The sequence below is a fragment of the Pseudarthrobacter sp. BIM B-2242 genome, from assembly GCF_014764445.1.
Lineage (GTDB): Bacteria > Actinomycetota > Actinomycetes > Actinomycetales > Micrococcaceae > Arthrobacter > Arthrobacter luteus_A.
The window spans coordinates 3,817,751-3,836,245 of sequence record NZ_CP061721.1 but is presented as its reverse complement, the minus strand read 5'-3'; the positions used below and the strand labels follow the sequence as shown (position 1 = coordinate 3,836,245).

Below are 18,495 nucleotides of genomic sequence, written 5' to 3'. Positions count from 1 at the left end.
TCCACTAGCCAGGAACGGAACATTCCCAGCACGACAGTGCCCAGCAGGAATGCTCCCGCGAAGGCCAGTGCCCCCATGTTGAGGGGCAGCACCGTGGCCAGCAGGAACATGGCGGCCAGGATGATGATGGACAGGACGGGAGCGGACATCTTTGTGCCTCCGGATCGGAAAATAGCGTGAAGTGGCTCACTGGCCTAGCCTCCTAGACACTGGGTGTCTTTGTCAATAGTCATCAGTTAGTCTTAGCTCTGAGGCCTTTTTGCGAAAGGAAGCGCCCGTGCCCAAACGGTCAGCAGCAGAACAGATTTCCCGGGTGTCGCGGCCCCGGCTCTATGAACAGCTCGTGGAGCAGCTCATGGACTATATCGAGGCTGCCCAGCTGGCACCCGGAGATACGTTGCCTGCCGAGCGGGAACTCGCCGAACGCCTGGGCGTATCGCGTGCGACGCTCGCCCAGGCCCTGGTGGCGCTGGAAGTTCTCGGCGTGATTGACGTCCAGCACGGGACCGGGGCGGTGCTCGTTTACCGTCCTAATGTTCCGTCCGTCATCAGGGGCCTGCGTGAGCACAGCAGCCGCCTGCCCGAGATCGTGGAGGCCCGGAGCACACTGGAAGTGAAGCTTGCGGAGCTGGCTGCAGACAGACGTAGCTCCGAAGACATGAAGGCCATCGACAAAGCGCTCGACGCAATGGCTGAAGAGGTTGCGTCCGGGGCGCGTGGCGCGCACGGCGACGAGCTGTTCCACCAGGCCGTGACCACGGCTGCGCACTCCGCCGTTCTGGCTCAGCTGATGGGGTTCATCGCGGGAATGGTCCTGGAGACCCGCCTCGAGTCCCTCGGCCAGCCCGGCCGTCCCGAGCAGTCCCTCGCCTCTCATCGCAGGATTGCCGAGGCCATCAGGGCCCAGGATTCCGCTGCTGCCGCCGCGGCAATGCTGGAGCACATTGACCTTGTTTCCGACGTGGCCCTCCTCAAGAACGGCTGACGCCGCCCTGGCTGGCAGCGCCCCGGCTGGCGGCGGCCGCCGTCGTCCTATGTGGGCAGGTGGGGTGCCACCCGTCGCGGGAGGACCGGTGATGCCAGGAGGACCAGGAGCCCGGCCAGCGGAACCACCAGGAGGCCCGTGCGCAGGCTGGTGTTGTCCGCGATCGCGCCGACGATTGGCGGGGAGAGCAGGAATCCAAGGCGCATAAGCCAGCTGACCACTGTGAGTCCGGTGCCTGCTTTCAGGCCGGGCAGCTCATCGGCCGAGTGCATCGCGGCGGGGACCAGTGTTGCCACGCCCAGGCCGGCGAGACCGAAGCCAAGGATGGTGAGCGGCACCGAGGGGAAGAGCAGTGCAATCCCCATGCCGGCGGCCGCGAGGACGCCTCCCGCCTGGGCGACGGCCCGCTGGCCGAAGCGGTCCACCAGCCGGTCGCCGATGAGCCGGCCCACAAACTGCAGCCCCACCAAGGCCACGTATCCGAGGCCGGCGATGGTGACTGGAGCGCCGAGCGGGCCCGCGAGGTATACCGCGGCCCACGAGCTTCCCGCATCCTCCACCAGAGCCCCCGCGGCCGCGATGAGCACCAGGGCGGCAAGCGCCCAGACCATAACCCGGCGCCGGACGTTCCCGGTTGTCTTGCCTGCCGGATTGGTTGAATCCGCATATTCTTCCTCGGCAGATCCTTCGGGCTCGGCGCCGGGCAGGAGGAAGCGGTAAAACACCGCAGCCAGGACGCTGAAGAGCGCGAGGGATGCTGAAAGGTGGACGCCGCGGGGTATGTCGAGGCCGGTTGCCGCGGCTCCCATCAGGCCGCCGAGCACGGCTCCGATGCTCCACACGGCGTGGAAGGAATTCAGGATGGACCGCTTGTAGAGCTTCTGGACGCGCAGTCCGTGGGAGTTCTGTGCAACGTCCACAATGGCGTCCATGGACCCGGCAATGAACAGGGCAACGGTGAGGGCGGCCCAGGACGGGGACAGCCCCGCGATCAGGATCGCGAGGCCGATCAGGATGGTGCCGGCGGTTGCTACCCGGGCGGAACGGAAGCGCCGGATCAGGCTGCCCGACGCCAGTCCGGCGATGATGGCGCCCAGCGGGAAGGCAGCTATGGAGATGCCGAGCGCAGTGTTGCTGAGCTCCAGTTCGGCCTTGATGGAGGGGTAGTGGGGGAGCAGGTTGGCAAAGAGAGCACCGTTGGTGAGGAACAGGACCGCGACGGCGGCGCGGGCCTGGCCAAGCCGCTTGGGGAGTGGACGGCGGCCGGCGTGATGTTGAGCGAAGTCATGCGGCGGTGATCCTCTGGATGGCGGCGCGGACGGTACTGTCGGGCATGGGGTCGAGGGCGAGTGCCCGGTGGATGGTCAGGCCTTCAATGAGGGCATCGAGCATCACGGCAACGTCCGGGGTGAAGTGGCGTTCGAGGGCGTCCCGGCTGCGGGCCATCCAGGCGGTGGTGATGGTGCGTATTTCCGGCCGCCGGGCGGCCAGGGAGTACAGCTCATAGGTGGCCACCATGGATTCCCGGCGGTTGAGCACATCGCCGGTGATCAGCCCGACGATGGCCTCCACCGCTTCCTCGGGGTTCCTGGCCCGCAGCATGGCCTGGTCAAAGGCGCGGGCAGTCTGCTCGGCCAGCCGGTTGAAGGCGGCTTCCAGCAGCTCGTCCATGCCGGTGAAGTGGTAGGTCATGGACCCCAGGGGAACCTCCGCCGCCGCCGCGACCCGCCGGTGGGACGTTCCGGCAACGCCGTGCTCGGCGATCACGTTGAGGGCGACGTCGATGAGCCGCTCCCTGCGGTCCGGATCGTGCCGGCGTTGGCGCGGCTTTGGTTCGGTGGCATTGTCCTCCGCCGGGCCCGTCATGCCTGGTCTGGCCCGGTGGCTTCGCTGAGTTCGCGCACTACACGGGCCGGGTTGCCCACCACCACGACGTTCGCCGGAACATCACGGGTGACCACCGCGCCCGCCCCGATCACGGAGTTTTCCCCCACGGTGACGCCGGGGAGGATGATCGCCCCGCCGCCAATCCAGACGTTGTCCCCGATGATGATGGGCTTAGCACCTTCAACTTTCGCGCGCCGGGGCTCTGGAGCGACCGGGTGGGTGGGCGTCAGCAGCTGGACGTTCGGTCCGATCTGGACGTCGTCACCAATCGTGATGAGTGCGACGTCCAAAGCAGTCATGTTGTAGTTGATGAACGTCCTCGCCCCGATGGAGATGCGGCTGCCGTAATCCACGCGAAACGGCGGCCGCACTTCTGTGTCAGGGCCGAGTGAACCAAGCAGGTCCGCCAGGATGGCATTGCCTGCTGCGGGATCGGCAGGCCAGGTCTGCTCGAAGCGGAACGAGAGTTCGATGGCCCGGCGGTTCGCGGCGGCGAGGTCCGGATCGTCGGCGACGTAATCGTCACCGTCCAGCATGCGCTGACGCATGCTGCGGCCATCGTCCACGAGGTACCTGTTCTGCATAACGCTCCCTTATCGCGACATCGAGTTAGGTACGATCGTACGCTAGATAGGTACGTCCGTACATAGCCGATGCGTAAAGGCCGCATGATTGAGACCGGCCGGCCAATGCGGGGTAGTTATCCGGCTTTCGTGACGACGCGTTCCATCGGCACCACGATGTCCACCAGCGGTTCGATGTAGCGGGCGGCCAAGGGGCCGACGACGGCCATGATGAGCACATAGGCAGTGGCCAGGGCAGCCAGTTCCTGCGTGACGGCGCCCGACGCCACTGCCAGTCCGGCGATGACGATCGAAAATTCGCCACGGGCTATCAGCGCCGCGCCGGCACGGAGACGGCCGGGGCGGGCAATGCCGGCCCGCTTCGCGGCCCAGATGCCGGTACCCATTTTGGTCGCCGCTGTGACAAGAGCGAGGACGAGCGCCCAGCCAAGTACGGGTGGAATGGTGGCAGGATCGGTGTTCAGCCCGAAGGCCACAAAGAAAATCCCGGCAAAGAGGTCACGCAGCGGTGTAAGGACACGCGTGGCTCTGTGCGATGCGGCACCGGAGATGGCGATGCCAAGCAAAAACGCGCCCACTGCCGCGGATACCTGCATTGATGATGCCACGCCGGCTACGAGCAGCGCCGCACCCAAAATGTTCAGGAGGAACACCTCGGAGTTCTCGCTATGGACAGCCTTGGAGACCCGATGTCCGTGGCGCAGCGCAACTGTGAGGACCACGCTGACAACAGCCAGCGCAATACCCACCGTTGTAAGGCCGCTCAGGAAGCTGGCGCCCGCAAGAATGCTGGTGAGGACGGGAAGATAGACCGCCATGGTCAGGTCTTCAAACACAAGGATGGAGATCACCACGCGGGTTTCGCGGTTGCCCAGCCAGCCCAAGTCACTGATCACCTTCGCCGCGATTCCGGACGACGAGATGTAGGTGACACCGCCCATCACCACGGCCCCCACAAACCCCCAGTTCAGGAGGAGGGCGAGGGCTGCCCCCGGCAGGAAGTTCAGGACGAGGTCAAGGACCCCCGCCTGCCACGACCGCCGCAGCCCGGTGAACAGTTCCGACGCCGTGTATTCCAGCCCCAGCATGAGCAGCAGGAGGATGACGCCGATCTCGCCAAAAAGGTGCGCGGAGTCCTTCATGCCTTCGAGCTCGACGATCCCTCCTGTGCCAAAGGCGAGCCCACCCAGGAGATAGAGCGGGATGGGCGACATTCCGAACCGTCCGGCAAGTCTGGCTAACAGGCCGAGGGAAAATACAACGGCCCCCAGTTCGATGAGGCTCAGGGCTAAGGGATTCATGGCCACTTCCCGGGGTAGGACGGGTTCCGCTCCAGAGCTTTCATCAGGGCAAAATATGCTCTGGTTATGCCGACATGGTGGCGAACATCAGCGCCATGACGGCAGCGCCAAGAGCCTCGCGGCCATGGTCGGCGCGGACGGAGTGCTGGGGAGCGGTTCGGCCGCGGGCAGCGGGTTTTGCGGCCCGGCCGCGCAGTAGCAGAAGAAGGAAAACCACCGCTGCAGTTCCGAAGAATACCGTGAGCGGCATCGCGAGAGTGGATAGGTGGTCCAGTCCTGATGCCAACGGGTTTTGGACCGCGGGTGCCGGTGCGTGATGGGCGTGAGGCGTTGACGATGCAGCTGCCGGAACGATTTCCTGGCCGGCGCCGGGAGCGCGGGCCATCATTGCGAGCATGAGGGCCGCGCCGGCCATGGTGAGGCTGTGATACACGCATTTCAGGCGGTCCTGGCTTCCCGCGCAGAGTATTTTGAATTCCGGCCGGGCGACCGCCTGAATCACAAACCACAGTGCCGCGCCGGCGAGGACTGCGATCTGGGCCAGCATGGTGGACGGCACGAGGTTCCACAACATGGCGGCCATCAGGACGTTCATGAGGGCATGGAGGCCTTTGTTGGCTTGGTCCGTGAGGTGGCGGGACCTTGCCGCCTGAAGCAGGTAATGGCTGGCGCAAAGCAGCAGGACGGCCGTGAGAGTCCAGGTAACTGTGGGGTCATTGAACACGCGAATCACGCTCTACTTCGATGGGGGTTAATTCGACGGGGTTAATGGGAGCGGTCCCCGGTGCGACTGACGACAGCACCGGGGACCGCCTTCGGGCTATCCCGGCTCCAGTGTCCTGGAGCCGGGAGTACCGGTTCCGCTATGCGAGGTCCAGGACCTTTTCCCGATCCGGTGCATCCTGATCGGACGTATCGGCCGAAGCGGCAGCAGCGGCTTCTGCTTTGGCTTTTTCGCGTCGGGTTTCATGCAGGGAATACAGCCAGATAGGCAGGTATAGCGACAGGACGAGGAAGCCCACCCAGGTTGAAGTCCAGCCGATTTCCAGGCTGTTCAGGTACACCACGCCGATCAGGCACAGGGGCACGTTGAACAGGCCGAAGACCATGGCCACATGTTTCCAGCCCTTGGGGGCCTTGAAGGGCCGTTCCAGGTTTTTGAACGCGGGGTGCTTTTTGGCCCTGACGTACGCGAAGAGGCTGATGCCGTTGGCACAGGTGTAGCCGATTGCCGAGGCTGCAAGGATTGCCGCGGCGTTTCCCATGGAGATCAGCACCAGGTTGAAGGCGCCGATGACCAGCATGGCAATGAAGGGCGTGCCGTGGCGGTTTGTTTTGCCGAACACCCTGGGCAGGTTGCCTTCCGTGGACATGGAGTGCATGGCGCGGGAGGAGCCCAGGTAGGCCGTCTGGATGATCAGCACCATGGCGGCGATCAGCATGATGATGGTGATGACGGAGCCGGCCTGGCCAAAGACGGCCTGGGCCACGGGGATCAGGGGCGAGACAGCCTCGGCCTGGACGCCCTCGACACCGAGCACGCCGATGACTGCAGCCTGCAGCAGGACGTAGAGGGCGAAGCAGATGATGCCACAGGCAAGCAGTGCCTTGGGGAGATCCTTGGACGGTTTTTTGTATTCGGGGCCATAGATGGCTGCCGTTTCCCAGGCGCAGGCACTCCACTGGGCAATCCCGAAGATGCCGAACAGCATCAGGATGTGGTGCATGTCCCAGGTCCAGTCGGCGGGCCACCAGTTGCCGGTGATGTTGGCCATCTCCACGTGTCCGGTGGCAAACGGTGCCACGGCCAGGATGACCAGGGGGATCAGGGAAATCGCGGCAAGGACGTATCCCAGGATGGCGCCGTCCTTGAGGCCGAACCAGTTCACGATGAACAGCATGCTGAAGATCACCACGCCGGAGACCAGTGCGAGCTGGTACTCGGTGAAGGTTTCGCTCAGGACCGGGAACATGCCGTGGAGGTAGCTGCCGGCCGTGATGGCGAAGATCGCCAGGATGGGGTTCCAGCCGAACCAGTAGCTCCAGGCGGTGAAACCGCCGATCAGTTTGCCCTTGTCGTACTTGCCTTTGTAGTTCTCGGTGCGGAACACGTGCTGCGCGAAGCCTGGCAAGCCGGAAGCCTTGGGGAAGGTGGTGGCCATTTCGGCATATGCGGCGTTCTGCATAAAGCCTTGAAGGACGGATATGCCCCAGATGAGGATTGCTGCGGCAGATACGTACATTGGCAGGTAGCCCAGCGAGGGCAGAATCAGCATGGGAACACCCAGCGCGATGGCCGCGCCCTGCTTCCAGTTAATTGACCTTTTCAGGTCACCCACTTCATCCAAATGCTTGTCACTCATAACATCTCCTTCGATGAACTGAACGTCGTGTGATCTTTACTGCCGGGACGCCCGTTGGCGGCCAGCGAGTATGGGACGGACCCCGATGCGCGAACGACCAGGCACGTAGGAAGGTCCGAGGGAATTTCGCCTTTGTGGCGAGGCGGCTCCGCGGGAGCGCTGTGACGAATCACTGCGCCCCCGCGGAGTTGGTTAAGGAGTGTTAGTCCTTGGTGCAGCAGGTGTCGGTGGTGGTGTTGGTGCGGTTTTCGTTGGTGGGGAGGTTGAGGGTGGGGTTTTGGTCGAAGAAGCCGTGGGGTTCGAGCATGAAGCCGATGTTTTGGCGGGGCATGATGGGCCAGTCTTCGAGGCGGACGACGTGGTGCATGCCGAAGGTGTACCAGACGACGAGGTCCTGGTCGACGATGTTGCGGTCTTTTTGGGTCCAGATGTGCAGGCCGTCGTCTTCGCCGGTGGCTTGGTTGGGGAATTCGCCGGCGGCGAAGCGTTCGGTGCGGTCGTAGGCGGTGACCCAGAGGTTGTTCCGGGCGAACTGTGCTCGTTTGGAGACGTAGGATTCATCGCCGGCGGCGAGTTGGATGCCGTCGGTGGGGATCAGGCGGTAGGCGACGGGTTCGTTGACGATGTTTTTGCTGTCGCGGTTGGCGATTTTCCAGAAGCGGTGTTTGGAGGTGTCGGTTTTGCGGATGGCGGCCTGTTCGGTTTCCAGGAGCCGGTCCACGGCCATGAAGGCGGTGTGGGTGGGGTTGTGTTCGGGGATTTCCATGTCGACTTCGTAGACGGCGTTGGTGGGGCCGTCGATTTCGAAGTCCATGCGGACGTTGAACATGTGCTGGTGGATGGGGGCGTAGAGTCCGTCGTTGTTCAGGTTCTGGCCGTAGGGGCTGTTTTCGCCGGGTTTCTGGCCGGCGGTGGAGAGGATGCCGGTGGCTTTGACGAGGAATTCGATGGATCCGTCGAGGAAGAGGTGCCAGTAGAAGGCGTATTCGTAGTTCGCGACGGTGGCGATGAAGGAGATGACGAGTTTGCGGGAGCGGCGGGTTTCGGTGGTGCCTTCGCGGAAGTCGAAGTGCTTCCAGAGGATGGAGTCGTCTTCTTCGTGCATGCAGATGGCGTTTTCGATGGTGAGGGGGTTGCCGTGGCTGTCGGCGGTGATCCCGTCGAAGTATTTGATTTCGCCCAGGCAGTCACAGCCCAGGGTGAGGGAGTTGGCCATGTTGCCGATGTTGTATTCGCCGGAGTCGAAGGCGTTCTTTTTGGCCTGGACGGGGGCGGTGTCACCGTAGGGGACGACCATTTCGGAGAGGGAGGCGCGGTTGATCACGGGGCGTTCGACGCCCTTGTTGCGGAATTTGAGCTGGTGCAGGACCAGGCCTTCGCGGGGGGTGAAGCCGACGCGGAAGGACCAGTCGGCCCACTGGACGTGGTTGCCGGTGACGGTGAAGGAGGCGCCTTCGGGCTGGGTGATGGAGATGGGTTTGAGGTCGGTGCGGGGTTCGCCGACGTATTTGGGCAGGTAGTTCCCGGACGCGGAGGGGACGGGGATGGCCTGGTCGTCATCGACCTTGACGACCTCGCCGGAGTTCAGGTCCACGATGACGATGAAGTTCTCGATCGGGTGGGCGTAGGGGCTGTCGTCGGCTTCTTCGCGGACGAAGACCAGGGCGCGCATCAGGCGCCGGCCCAGGTCGTCTTCGCCGAAGTAGCCTACGGACCAGGGTTCGAAGCAGACCAGGGACATGTCGGTGATCCCGCGTTTGGCCAGGGCGGCCTGGACCTCGGGGTTCTGGCGGCAGGACTCTTCGCCTTCGGCGAATTCGTCGAGCATGAACGGGGGGTGGATGTGCGCGGGCAGCTGGGTCCATTTGGAGACGATGCCTGATTCGAGGTCCACGATCGCTTCGTAGGACCGGGCTTCGGCGCGGTTGACCAGGACAGCGTCGGCTTCACGGGTGACAGCGGCGCCGGTGCGGAGCAGTTCCTTCTCCGGTTCGCGCAGTTCAATGCTGATGAAGCGGAACGATTCCGCGGCGGCCGGGCCGTCCTTCAGGATCGCGGCGGCCCGGGAAATCTCCTCGCGGGAGAGCGGATCAAGCGGGTGGGAAACCCCTACCCCGGTGTGAATTTCAGTGTTGAGAGTCATGGTTTTCTCCTTGGTTCTATTCAAAGTGAAGGCTCGCTGGCTTGTGGCCGGGATGGTTTCCCGGGCTGCGGCCGGCGGAATTGCCATTGCGGAATATATAAACGCCAGGATCCGCGGAATAACAGAACTATTTGTCTTTTGGCTTTGTCAGAACAACTAATTCATGTGTTCATGCGCGGCTGCATTAGAGATCACTCTCGTGCCCGTTTGAGGCTGGAGAATAAATCCTTTGCAATCAGCATCCTCATTTTCTGAGTGCCGGCCGGACCCCACTCTGGGCCCTATTGGCGTGATGCGGATCACGTGTATTCCGTCTGTGTAAGAAAAGCTACGCCATTCAGTTCACTGGGGGCGAGCCTTTTCGGGATATCTGCGTGAGAACTTCGCGGAGGCATTTTCCCACCCCAGTTAACATGTTGGAAACATTCGGGATGGGGCTTGGAGGCCGTGGTGAGTGAGAAAGTCGGGGCAGATTTTTCCCACTGCAGTTAACATGCCGGAAACATTCACAATCACGCTCGGAGCCACCATTGGGGGCGGGGAATGCTAATGTTTTGCATCTCTGGCCGGTGACTTGTGTCACGCAAAATCAACGACGATCCTGCACGCCGGAGGGAAAGTTGGTCCCAGTGTCTGCACGCGGTGATCGCTTCATCACGCCCCGCTCTCCGGTGGAGGGCCTGCGGCGGCGGAAGCTTTCCTTCCTGCCGGTGTTCGCGCAGTCAGTAGCAAACGTGGCGCCCGCCGGCGCCATGACTGTCATCCCGGCCCTGATCTTTCCGGGGCTTGTCTTTGGAGCCGGCGGGACAAGCCTTTTGCTCACCTTCGGCGTAGCCATGGCGGTCATGGTCCTGGTTGCCTTCTGCCTGAGGCCGATGGCAAAGCGCATGGCCGCCGTCAGCGGCCTCTACAGTTACACCGCCAAGGGGCTGGGCCAGCGGACGGCTATCACCGCCGGCTGGTCCGCCATCTTCGGGTATGGCCTTGTTGCCATGGCGAGCCTGCTGGCCGTTGGCACCTATGTGGTGGAGCTGTTCATCAACCTCGGCATGCCCGCCGCAGATCCCAAAGCTTTCACTGTGCTGGTCATTGTTGCCGCCGCCGGCGCCGCCTGTTTCCTCATGATCAGGGGGATCCAGCTATCCGCATGGTCCACCCTCTTAATGGAAACCGTCTCCATCGGAATCCTCGCCGTCCTGATGATCGTCTACTTCGCCGTCAATGGGCCGACGCTCAATTTCACGAGTGTGTTCGCCTGGAACGGACACCTTGATTCGCTATCGATCGGAATCGTGGTGGCAGTCAGTGCCTTCGTCGGCTTCGAGAGCCCAACCACCCTCGGAGGGGAAGCACAGAAACCCTTCGTCAGCGTGCCGCGGGCCATTACCTGGACTCCCATCCTGGCCGGCGTCCTCTATCTCCTCGCGGCCACCGCACAGGACGTAGCCCTCAGGGATGCGCCATCCGGCATAACAACCAGTTCCACGCCGTTGTCAGACCTGTTTTCGCAGACGTCCCCCGCGTTCGCGGCCCTCCTCGATCTCGGAATTGCGGCATCGTGGTTTGCCTGCGCCATCGCCTCCGTCAACGCCCTGGCCCGGATATTTTTCTGCATGGGCCGCGAAGGCGTCGCCCCGCGTGCTGTCGGGCGGACACATCCTGCTTTTCGGACACCCTCGACGGCGATACTCGCCGTCATGCCTGTCGTCGCCATAGTTCCCATCGCCATCATCCTCTCCGGATCCAGTCCTGAGCAGGGACTCGCGAACCTCTTTACGCTCGGCGCCTACGGGTACCTTGGGTCCTACGTCCTTGCCAGTGCGTCCATGCCGTTTTTCCTGCGCAGGATCGGGGAGACCACTTATGCCAGCTGGATACTTGGAGCGGCAACATCCCTGGTTCTCGGGGCTGTGCTGTGGATGGCTGCCGCCGCGTCGATTGGGACAGGGAACCTGCAGACGCTCATCTACGGCGGCGTCCTCCTTGCCAGCGTCATTTACGCGATGTACCTTCACCGGCGGTTGCCCCAGCGCCTGGCATCAGTGGGCATCTACGACGAGACCCGGCAATCGGACCTGTTCCATGGGGGCCCGGCCACATGAGCTACAAGCCAGCGCACGCCGGTTCGGGACCGGCGTCGAACTCGCTCAGGATCCTGGAGACGGTGGCCCGGTTCGGCACCGGGACAACGGCGAAAGAGATCACCGATGCCCTGCGCATGCCTCCGGCCACTGCCTACAGGCTGCTGAATGCGCTTGTGGGGGACGAATACCTGGTCCGCACCTCCGATCTCCGCGGCTTCGCCCTCGGCCACGCCCTGTCAGGTCTGGTCGCCGCGGCGACCCCGCCAACCGTATGCACCGCAGCCCGCACCATCATCGACGAGTTCCGGCAGGGGGTCCGTTTTGCCGTCCACCTCATGATGTTCAGGAGCGCTTCGCTCAGGGTCGCCGAAGAAGATCCTGATTATCCGCTCCATTCAGTATTCGAGCTGCTCCGGTATCCACACGCTTCAGCGGCGGGGAAACTGATGCTCGCCGAGCTTGGTGATCCGGCCCTTGCGCTTCCGGGCGGTCAGCTTGTGAAGGTGACGGACCACACCATTACGGACAGTGGCCGGCTGGAAGAACAACTGGCAGAAATCAGGGTCGCGGGCCAGGCCTCGGAGATCAACGAACTCGAAGAAGGATCCGCCAGCCTTGCACTTCCCGTGCAGTTGCCGGACGGGTCAGCGGGTGCGGCACTGTGCCTCACCGGCCCGGCGGAACGGTTCACCGCAATCTCCGAACACGCGGAGGCGGCCCGTGAACTCACGGTACGACTGAAGCCGCTCCTGTTCTGATTCAGGAACCGTATCTGATTCAGGAACCGTGCTCCGGGCCGGCCGCGTCGGCAGCCGGCCCGGGCGCATCGGTCAGCGCAGGTCGAAGCGGTCCAGCTCCATGACCTTCACCCAGGCGGACACGAAGTCGTTGACGAACTTCTCCCCGCCGTCTTCGCTTGCGTAGACCTCGGCCAGTGCCCGGAGCTGGGAGTTGGAGCCGAACACCAAATCCGCGGGCGTGGCCGTCCATTTCAGTTCGCCCGTGGTGACATCGCTGATCTCGTAGACGTTCTCCTCCGACTCCGAGGCCTTCCACTTCGTACCCGGCGAAAGCAGGTTCACGAAGAAGTCGTTGGTCAGGACCTGCGGCCTGTCGGTGAGGACGCCGTGGGACGAACCGCCGACGTTGGTGCCGAGGGCCCGCATGCCGCCAACCAGCGCCGTCATTTCCGGGGCGGAAAGGTCAAGCAGGTATGCCTTGTCCAGCAGGAGGGTTTCCGGCTGGAGCTTCTCGCCGGGGCGCACGTAGTTGCGGAACCCGTCCGCCCGCGGCTTCAGGTACTCGAAGGACTCGACGTCGGTCTCGTCCTGGGCGGCGTCGGTACGGCCCGGGCGGAACGGCACAGTGACGGGGAAGCCGGCGTCACTCGCCGCCTTCTCCACCGCTGCACAGCCGCCGAGGACAATCAGGTCTGCCAGCGAGACCTTCTTGCCCCCGGCCTGGGCGGAGTTGAACTGCTGCTGCACCGCTTCAAGCGCCTGCACCGCCGTCGAAAGCTGCTCGGTTTCGTTGATCTCCCAGCTGCGCTGGGGCTCCAACCGGATGCGCGCCCCGTTGGCACCGCCGCGCCTGTCGGTCTTGCGGTAAGTGGACGCGGCTGCCCATGCCGTGCCGGCGAGCTGCGAGACGGAAAGTCCCGAATCCAGCAGCTTTGCCTTGAGCGAGGCGATGTCATGCTCGCCGATCAGCTCGTGGTCCGCCGCCGGGACGGGATCCTGCCAGAGCTGCGCCTCCGGGACCCACGGCCCCAGCATGTGCGGGCCGACCGGACCCATGTCGCGGTGCAGCAGCTTGTACCAGGCCTTCGCGAAGGCGAGCGCGAAGTCGTCGGGATTCTCCAGGAAACGCCGCGAGATCTTCTCGTACGCCGGGTCAACACGCAGCGAGAGGTCCGTGGTGAGCATTGTGGGACGGTGCTTCTTCCCGGGATCGTGGGCGTCCGGGATGATCTCCTCCGCGTCCTTGGCCACCCACTGGTGCGCTCCGGCGGGGCTTTTGACGAGCTCCCACTCGTGCCCGAACAGGATCTCGAAGAAGCGGTTGCTCCACTCGGTGGGCCGGTCCGTCCAGGTGACCTCGAGGCCGGAGGTGATGGTGTCGGCGCCCTTGCCGGTGCCGTAGGTGCTGAGCCAGCCCAGGCCCTGCGTCTCGAGGTCGGCGGCCTCGGGTTCGGGGCCGACGTGCGCGTCGGCGTCACCGGCGCCATGGGTCTTGCCGAACGTGTGGCCGCCGGCGATTAGTGCCAGGGTCTCTTCATCATTCATCGCCATGCGCTTGAACGTCTCGCGGATGAAAGCCGCGGCCTCCAGCGGGTCCGGGTTGCCCATCGGACCCTCGGGGTTGACGTAGATCAGGCCCATCTCCGTGGAGCCGACCTCCTCCGACATCCGGCCCTCCCCGATGTACCGCTCATCCCCGAGCCAGGTGTCCTCCGGTCCCCAGAAAATCTCCTCGGGCTCCCACACATCCTCGCGGCCGAAAGCGAAGCCAAAGGTCTTGAAGCCCATGGACTCGAGCGCCACGTTGCCTGCCAGGACAATCAGGTCAGCCCAGGAAAGCTTCCGGCCGTACTTCTGCTTGACCGGCCACAGCAGGCGCCGGGCCTTGTCCAGGTTGGCGTTGTCCGGCCAGCTGTTAAGCGGCGCGAAACGCTGGCTGCCGTCCCCGGCGCCGCCGCGGCCGTCATGGACGCGGTAGGTTCCGGCCGCATGCCAGCTGAGGCGGATCATGAGACCGCCGTAGTGGCCGAAGTCCGCGGGCCACCAGTCCTGGGAGGTGGTCAGGACCTGTGTGATGTCCTGCTTCAGCGCCTCGACGTCGAGCTTCCGGAACTCCTCGCGGTAGCTGAAATCGGGGCCCAGCGGGTTGCCCGCCTGGTTGTGCGCGTGGAGTACGGAGAGATCCAGCTGGTTCGGCCACCAGTCCGCAACGGTCCGTGGACGGTGGGCCTTGGGTTGCGGCGAGTCGATCGCCGGGTTTTCGCTCTCGCTGCCGTGCGAGGTGGCGCTGCCAGGGGCAACCGGGCAGCCGCCTTCAACTTTGCTGTCCAGGCCCTGGGCACTTCCTGGGGTGGGGATCGGGGGGTGTTCCGGACGATCGGTCATGAGCTTCCTTCCATGTGGCCGAGGCCGTGGAGCGGACTCGGGCGGCCGGTTCAACCTTCCCATTTGACCATAGACAGGGTGTGCTGGGGAGGCCCTTCACAGTGCCCTTAGTGGGCTGCACCCAGCTCGATGAGGAGAACGCCGCCGATGATGAGGCCGAGCCCGAGCATCATGACCGGCGTGATGGTCTCCTTGAAGAAGACACGGCTGGCGAGGGCCGTCAGGGCAACCCCGGCAGCGGCCCAGATCCCGTAGGCGACCCCGAGGTTCATTCCCTGGTCCAGGGTCAGGGTGAGGAGCGTGAACGCCAGGAAGTAGCCGACGCCCACAGGGATGTACCAGCGGCGTTTCCCGGTGGACGCGACTCGCAGCAAGAGGGTAGCGGTGACCTCGGTGAGGATTGCCGCCGTCAGCAACAGCCACATCATGCGGCAACCGCCTCGTGTTCCGGTTCTTTTGCCGGCTCCTTGCGTGACCCGAGTTCAACGCAGAGCACGCCGCCGATGACCATGGCCACGCCGATCATCATTACCGGGGTCAGTGCTTCGCCAAAAAGGACGGCGGCCAGCAGCACGGTGAGTGTTACTCCCAGCGCAGCCCAGATCCCATACGCCACGCCAAGGCCCAGGCCTTTGCGGAGGACTCCGGCGAGGAACGCGAAAGAGGCGGAATAACCGAGGACCACCACGATGAAGAAAGTCGGGTTTTCAAGGGCCGCTTTTAAAGAGAGGGACGCCGTCACCTCGCTCAGGATCGCGCCGGCGAGAAGAATCCACTTCATGTACACAGTCCTTAGAACTTATTGGGGACTGTTCCCCGTGGGTGCAACGGCGCGCATGCTGCTGGTGTTCCCTGACCGCCCCGGTGGGGACATGTACGAGGCCGGGGAAGAAGTTACACGCCGGAAACCCGGGCTTGATGGGTCGGAAATGTGCGAGCGATTTACTGATATTAGTCAAAGTTTACCGATATGAATCACGAAGGAATCTAGATGTCCACCAGAATCAACCTCCGTTACCTGAGCGAACCCGACATGGTCGAGGCCGGCGTCGGCGACGTTGTCCGCTGCACTGACGTGATGGAGGAGGCGCTTGTTCTCCTGCGCCAGGGTGACTACCGGATGGCGGGCGATAACGGCAATTCCCACGGTGCCATGATCACGTTCCCGGAGGCGCCCGGATTCGACGGCATGCCGAAGGACGGGCCGGACCGCCGTTTCATGGCAATGCCCGCCTATCTGGGCGGCCGCTTCGGCACCTCGGGCGTCAAATGGTACGGCTCCAACACGGAAAACCGCCAGAAGGGGCTGCCCCGCTCGATCCACGTATTTGTCCTGAATGACAGGGATACCGGGGCACCGCTTGCCATCATGAGTGCCAACCTTCTCAGCGCCTACCGCACCGGCGCCGTCCCCGGCGTCGGGGTCAAGCACCTCGCGAAGGCCGACGCCAAGGTTGCGGCGGTTGTCGGCCCCGGAGTCATCGCGCGCTCCGTGCTTGAGACGACGCTGGCGCTGCGCCCCTCGATCGACACGCTGCTGGTGAAGGGCCGAAGCGCCGGCAGCACGCAGACGTTTGTTGACTGGGCCAAGGCCAAGTTCCCGCAGCTCAGCAGCGTCACGTCGGCCGGGACGATCGAGGAGGCCATCGCCGATGCTGACATCGTCATGGCGACCACCTCAACCGATGCAGCAGGAAGCGATGCGTTCCCCTACTTCCCGAAATCGGCCATCAAGCCCGGCGCCCTGCTGTTGCTTCCGGCCGCCGCCCGTTTCGACGACGACTTCCTCCAGGGTGACGCGCGCCTGGTGATCGACGCTGAGGGCCTGTACCAGGCATGGCTCGAGGAATACGGCCCCACCGCATACCAGATCCTGGGCATCCCGGGCTCGCACTGGTTCGGCCTGCTCGAAGACGGAAAAATTCCCGCGTCGAAAATCGAGGAGATCGCCGACATTGCAACGGGCAAGCTCCCCGGCCGCCGCAATGACGAAGAAATCATCCTCTATTCCGTAGGCGGGATGCCCGTGGAAGATGTTGCCTGGGCGACAGATCTCTACCGTGCCGCCGACGAGCAGAACATCGGCACCGTCCTGAATCTCTGGGACACGCCGGCCCTCGCCTGATCACTGGCCGGCCTCCTGCTCCGTCCGGGCAGGAGGCCGGCTACTCCCGGTTGACCATTGTGTGCTTAAAGCCGAATAATAGTTAGCAAGGCTAAATAGCAATGCTAACTATCATGATATCGGGCAGCAACATGACAACTGAGGTTTCTTCCGGCATCGGCGGCGGGCCCGGCGAGGGTATCGAGCCGGACACATTGGCAATTGACCTTCGGATTGCCGTGATGCGCACATCCCGCCGGCTGCGCATCGAAGCGACCGGGGATGTCATCACGCCGGGCCAATACACGGTGCTGGCGCACGTCCGCGGCGGCGCCCTGACCCTCCGTGAACTGGCAGAACGCGAGCACGTGCAGGCGCCCTCAATGACGCGCATAGTCAATGCACTAACAGAACAAGGTCTTGTGTCGCGGACAGCGCATCCCAAGGACGGCCGCCAAATCCACGTAGAGATCACGCCGGCGGGCGAGGCCGTCCTTAACGAGGCCCGCAGCCAGCGGACAGCCTGGCTGGCCCGGCGCGTGGCCGGGCTCAGCGAAGAGGACCGTCTGACGCTGAGCCGGGCCGCGCACATCATGCAGGAATTGAGCGCCCGATGAGCGCCATGTTCCGCGCCCTCGAGAACCGCAACTACAGGCTGTGGGCCGGTGGGGCGCTCGTCTCCAATATCGGCACATGGATGCAGCGGATCGCCCAGGACTGGCTTGTGCTGACCGTCCTCACCGACCATTCCGGGACCGCCGTGGGCATCACCACCGGACTGCAGTTCTTTCCCATGCTGCTGCTGGGTCCGTACGCCGGAGTGCTCGCGGACCGCTACCGGAAACGCGTGATCCTGCTGTGGGCGCAGACGGCCATGGGCCTGATCGGCCTGGCGGTCGGGCTGCTGGTGGTGTCCGGGTCCGCGCAGCTGTGGCAGGTCTACGTTGCCGCCCTGTGCCTGGGGCTGGCCAGTGCCGTTGACGGTCCGGCGCGCCAGGCTTTCGTCTCCGAACTGGTGGGCCAGGAACACCTGGCCAACGCAGTTTCACTGAACGCAGCGTCGTTTAATACAGCCCGGCTCACCGGACCCGCCATCGCCGGCCTGCTCATTGCCTGGATTGGCACCGGCCCCGTGTTCCTCCTCAACGCGGCCAGCTTTGCGGCGGTCCTGCTCTCTTTGTGGCGCATACGCACCTCGGAACTCTCACCTTCCGTGCCGGCATCCCGTGGCGGGCATCAGGTCGCCGAGGGACTGGCGTACGTCCGGCGGCGTCCGCATCTGATGCTCATCCTCACTATGGTGGGGATCCTCGGAGCATTCGGGATGAATTTCCCCATTACCAATGCGCTGATGTCAACGGCGGAATTCGGAATGGGACCGGAGGAATTCGGGCTCCTGGGCTCCATCATGGCCGTAGGGACACTGGCCGGTGCCCTGCTCGCAGCCCGGCGGTCGGGGCCGCGGCTTCACCTCCTGCTGGGCGGGGCGCTGGCGCTGGGCATTTTCACGCTGGCCGGCAGCGTGTCGACGACCTTCTGGCTGTATGCCGCAGTCCTGGTACCCGTTGGCCTGGCGTCGATCACCTTCCTCAACAGCTGCAACACAAGCATCCAGCTCACGGTGAATCCGCAGTTCCGCGGGCGGGTGCTTGCGCTGTACCTGGCTGTCCTCCAAGGCGGCACCGCATTGGGGGCGCCCCTGATGGGATGGATCGGCACGGAGTTCGGCGCGCGCTGGGCGGTGGCCTTCGGCGGGGCGATCGTCCTGCTGACCGGCCTGGCGGCCACCATCGTGGTCAGCCGGCGCAGCAGCCTGTCATTTCGGCAGCAGCTTGGTGCTGTCATCGCGCGCCGGCGCCCACGCAGGTGGCGGCCCCGGGGCGGGGAAGCCGCCGGCCAGGCGGAGGGCGCCTAAAACG

General features: G+C 64.1%; 17 protein-coding genes. 7 read left to right on the top strand and 10 right to left on the bottom strand.

Going from position 1 to position 18,495, the window contains the following annotated elements; genetic code table 11:
• The first annotated feature begins 277 nt into the window (after nt 1-277).
• The gene (locus tag IDT60_RS17690; RefSeq protein WP_191080053.1) at nt 278-985 is read left to right on the top strand and encodes a FadR/GntR family transcriptional regulator; all 708 of its coding nucleotides are present in this window, start codon (nt 278-280) and stop codon (nt 983-985) included.
• 47 nt (nt 986-1,032) lie between these two features.
• On the opposite strand, the gene IDT60_RS17685 is transcribed toward IDT60_RS17690, so the two are convergent.
• Nucleotides 1,033-2,142, bottom strand: coding sequence for an MFS transporter (locus IDT60_RS17685; RefSeq protein WP_370590755.1), 1,110 nt, complete (start codon nt 2,140-2,142; stop codon nt 1,033-1,035).
• Between the two features lie 9 nt (nt 2,143-2,151).
• Here IDT60_RS17685 and IDT60_RS23435 point away from each other — a divergent pair, with 9 nt between their 5' ends.
• Nucleotides 2,152-2,283, top strand: a complete 132-nt coding sequence (locus IDT60_RS23435; RefSeq protein WP_255527065.1) for a hypothetical protein — start codon at nt 2,152-2,154, stop codon at nt 2,281-2,283.
• On the opposite strand, the gene IDT60_RS17680 is transcribed toward IDT60_RS23435, so the two are convergent.
• The 6 genes from IDT60_RS17680 to IDT60_RS17655 all read right to left on the bottom strand — a co-directional run bounded on the left by IDT60_RS17680 (nt 2,270) and on the right by IDT60_RS17655 (nt 9,263).
• A complete protein-coding gene (locus tag IDT60_RS17680; RefSeq protein ID WP_191080052.1) occupies nt 2,270-2,851 on the bottom strand; it encodes a TetR/AcrR family transcriptional regulator in 582 nt (193 codons plus the stop codon). The genes IDT60_RS23435 and IDT60_RS17680 overlap by 14 nt on opposite strands.
• Nucleotides 2,848-3,456 carry a sugar O-acetyltransferase gene (locus IDT60_RS17675; RefSeq protein ID WP_191080051.1) on the bottom strand — a complete coding sequence of 203 codons (609 nt, stop codon included), beginning with the start codon at nt 3,454-3,456 and terminating at the stop codon, nt 2,848-2,850. Before IDT60_RS17675 ends, IDT60_RS17680 begins: the two co-directional genes overlap by 4 nt.
• A gap of 116 nt (nt 3,457-3,572) precedes the next feature.
• On the bottom strand, nt 3,573-4,757 hold the full coding sequence (locus IDT60_RS17670; protein ID WP_191080050.1) for a cation:proton antiporter: 1,185 nt from the start codon (nt 4,755-4,757) through the stop codon (nt 3,573-3,575).
• Nucleotides 4,758-4,821: 64 nt separating this feature from the next.
• The gene (locus IDT60_RS17665) at nt 4,822-5,481 is read right to left on the bottom strand and encodes a DUF5134 domain-containing protein (protein ID WP_191080049.1); all 660 of its coding nucleotides are present in this window, start codon (nt 5,479-5,481) and stop codon (nt 4,822-4,824) included.
• 139 nt (nt 5,482-5,620) lie between these two features.
• Nucleotides 5,621-7,120, bottom strand: coding sequence for an APC family permease (locus IDT60_RS17660; RefSeq protein ID WP_191080048.1), 1,500 nt, complete (start codon nt 7,118-7,120; stop codon nt 5,621-5,623).
• A 202-nt stretch (nt 7,121-7,322) separates the two neighbouring features.
• On the bottom strand, nt 7,323-9,263 hold the full coding sequence (locus IDT60_RS17655) for a primary-amine oxidase (RefSeq protein WP_191080047.1): 1,941 nt from the start codon (nt 9,261-9,263) through the stop codon (nt 7,323-7,325).
• Nucleotides 9,264-9,892: 629 nt separating this feature from the next.
• Here IDT60_RS17655 and IDT60_RS17650 point away from each other — a divergent pair.
• Both IDT60_RS17650 and IDT60_RS17645 read left to right on the top strand, forming a co-directional pair.
• Entirely contained in the window at nt 9,893-11,365 is a 1,473-nt protein-coding gene (locus tag IDT60_RS17650) for an APC family permease (protein WP_223883788.1), read from the top strand.
• A complete protein-coding gene (locus IDT60_RS17645; protein WP_191080046.1) occupies nt 11,362-12,105 on the top strand; it encodes an IclR family transcriptional regulator in 744 nt (247 codons plus the stop codon). The genes IDT60_RS17650 and IDT60_RS17645 overlap by 4 nt, the downstream gene beginning before the upstream one ends.
• A 72-nt stretch (nt 12,106-12,177) precedes the next feature.
• Here the strand turns inward: IDT60_RS17645 and katG are convergent, their stop codons facing one another.
• The 3 genes from katG to IDT60_RS17630 all read right to left on the bottom strand — a co-directional run bounded on the left by katG (nt 12,178) and on the right by IDT60_RS17630 (nt 15,253).
• Nucleotides 12,178-14,472 carry a catalase/peroxidase HPI gene (katG, locus tag IDT60_RS17640; RefSeq protein ID WP_191080045.1) on the bottom strand — a complete coding sequence of 765 codons (2,295 nt, stop codon included), beginning with the start codon at nt 14,470-14,472 and terminating at the stop codon, nt 12,178-12,180.
• Nucleotides 14,473-14,579: 107 nt separating this feature from the next.
• A complete protein-coding gene (locus IDT60_RS17635; protein ID WP_164204666.1) occupies nt 14,580-14,900 on the bottom strand; it encodes a multidrug efflux SMR transporter in 321 nt (106 codons plus the stop codon).
• On the bottom strand, nt 14,897-15,253 hold the full coding sequence (locus IDT60_RS17630; protein WP_191080044.1) for a multidrug efflux SMR transporter: 357 nt from the start codon (nt 15,251-15,253) through the stop codon (nt 14,897-14,899). The genes IDT60_RS17635 and IDT60_RS17630 overlap by 4 nt, the downstream gene beginning before the upstream one ends.
• A 210-nt stretch (nt 15,254-15,463) precedes the next feature.
• On the opposite strand from IDT60_RS17630, the gene IDT60_RS17625 reads away from it, so the two are divergent.
• The 3 genes from IDT60_RS17625 (at nt 15,464) to IDT60_RS17615 (ending at nt 18,491) form a co-directional block, all read left to right on the top strand.
• On the top strand, nt 15,464-16,597 hold the full coding sequence (locus IDT60_RS17625) for a tyramine oxidase subunit B (protein ID WP_191080043.1): 1,134 nt from the start codon (nt 15,464-15,466) through the stop codon (nt 16,595-16,597).
• Between the two features lie 131 nt (nt 16,598-16,728).
• Complete coding sequence (locus tag IDT60_RS17620; RefSeq protein ID WP_191080042.1) at nt 16,729-17,193, top strand: MarR family winged helix-turn-helix transcriptional regulator; 465 nt, start codon at nt 16,729-16,731, stop codon at nt 17,191-17,193.
• Complete coding sequence (locus IDT60_RS17615) at nt 17,190-18,491, top strand: MFS transporter (RefSeq protein WP_191080041.1); 1,302 nt, start codon at nt 17,190-17,192, stop codon at nt 18,489-18,491. Before IDT60_RS17620 ends, IDT60_RS17615 begins: the two co-directional genes overlap by 4 nt.
• Nucleotides 18,492-18,495: the final 4 nt, after the last annotated feature.